The sequence below is a fragment of the Kitasatospora sp. NPDC093558 genome, assembly GCF_040683475.1.
In the GTDB taxonomy this organism is placed as follows: domain Bacteria; phylum Actinomycetota; class Actinomycetes; order Streptomycetales; family Streptomycetaceae; genus Kitasatospora.
On record NZ_JBFBDY010001183.1, the window covers coordinates 1 to 1,387 of the forward strand.

Consider the following 1,387-nt stretch of genomic DNA (forward strand, 5'->3'; position numbering starts at 1 on the left):
GCCCTCGCCGAGGCCCGGCGCGAGCAGCGGCGGCAGCAGCGGCGCCCAGCGCTCCAGCCCGGCCGGCCCGTCGTACCGCGCCGACGGGCCGAACAGGGCCTCGGCGTCCACCTCGCCGTAGGCGTAGTCGACCTCGGCCGGGTACGAGACCTCCGCCGTGCTCGTCCTCGGACAGCCCGCCGTCAGCGGCGGCAGCAGCGGGTAGCCGAGCGCCGGATCGCCCAGCGAGCGCTGGCCGGTGGCGAGGGAGGCGGGGTAAGCGTCGGAAGCCATGGGCCGACCTTACGACGGCCGCCGACGCGCTGTCCGACGAACCGTCAGGAGACCGCGTCAGAAGATGGAGCAGCCCGACAGCGTCGTCAGCGCGTCCAGCGCGGCCACCGCCGCCACCGAGTTGCCCGCCTGGTCCAGCCGCGGCCCCCACGCGCACACCGCCGCCCGCCCCGGCAGTATCGCGAGGATGCCCCCGCCCACGCCGCTCTTGCCCGGCAGCCCGACCCGGAACGCGAACTCGCCCGCCGCGTCGTACGTCCCGCAGGTCAGCAGCACCGCGTTGACGCGCTTCGCCTCGCTGCGCGACATCATCCGCGAGCCGTCCGCCCGCAGACCGTACCTGGCCAGGACGGAGCCCGCCAGCACGAGGTCCCGGCAGCTGGCCGCGATGGCGCAGTGCGCGTAGTAGTGGTCGAGCACGTCCTCGACCGGGTTCTCCAGGTTGCCGTGGCTCGCGATGAAGTGCGCCAGCGCGGCGTTGCGGTGGCCGTGCTCGGCCTCCGACACGGCCACGACCGGATCGGTGTCCAGCAGCGGGTTGCCCGCCTCGCGGCGCAGGAACTCGCGCACCGCCCCGGCCGCGTCGCCGGTCAGGCTCTGCAGCCGGTCGGTGACCACGAGCGCGCCCGCGTTGATGAACGGGTTGCGCGGGATCCCGTGCTCCGTCTCCAGCTGCACCAGCGAGTTGAACGGGTTGCCCGACGGTTCGCGCCCCACCCCGCGCCACAGCCCGTCCCCGCCGTACGACAGCGCCAGCAGCAGGCTGAACAGCTTCGAGACGCTCTGGATCGAGAACGGGCTCTCCCAGTCCCCGACGCCGAACAGCTCCCCGTCCACCGTCGCGACGGCCATCCCGAACGCCTCCGGATCGGCCGCCGCCAGCGCCGGGATGTAGTCCGCGACCCGGCCCTGACCCGTCGTCGCCCGCGCGGCGATCTCCGCCGCCTCCAGCAGCCCCCGATAGTCCAGGCTCTCCCCGACGGGCACACCGTTCACCGCTGTTCCTCCACATACGCGCGTTTCGGCCCCGATTATCCCTGCTCACGGACCCTCCCCGCCGCCGGGGCCCCAGGGGCCTGTCTTCGGAATCCCGCCTGCCGGGCGACGCCGGGGC

At 74.3% G+C, this 1,387-nt stretch carries 1 protein-coding gene and 1 pseudogene; both read right to left on the reverse strand.

Annotated features, from left to right (window positions below; translation table 11 throughout):
- Positions 1 to 273, reverse strand: a pseudogene (locus AB0O00_RS39590) (hypothetical protein); the annotation flags it as partial.
- A gap of 57 nt (positions 274 to 330) precedes the next feature.
- Entirely contained in the window at positions 331 to 1,227 is an 897-nt protein-coding gene (locus tag AB0O00_RS39595) for a glutaminase (protein WP_363659512.1), read from the reverse strand.
- Positions 1,228 to 1,387 lie beyond the last annotated feature (160 nt).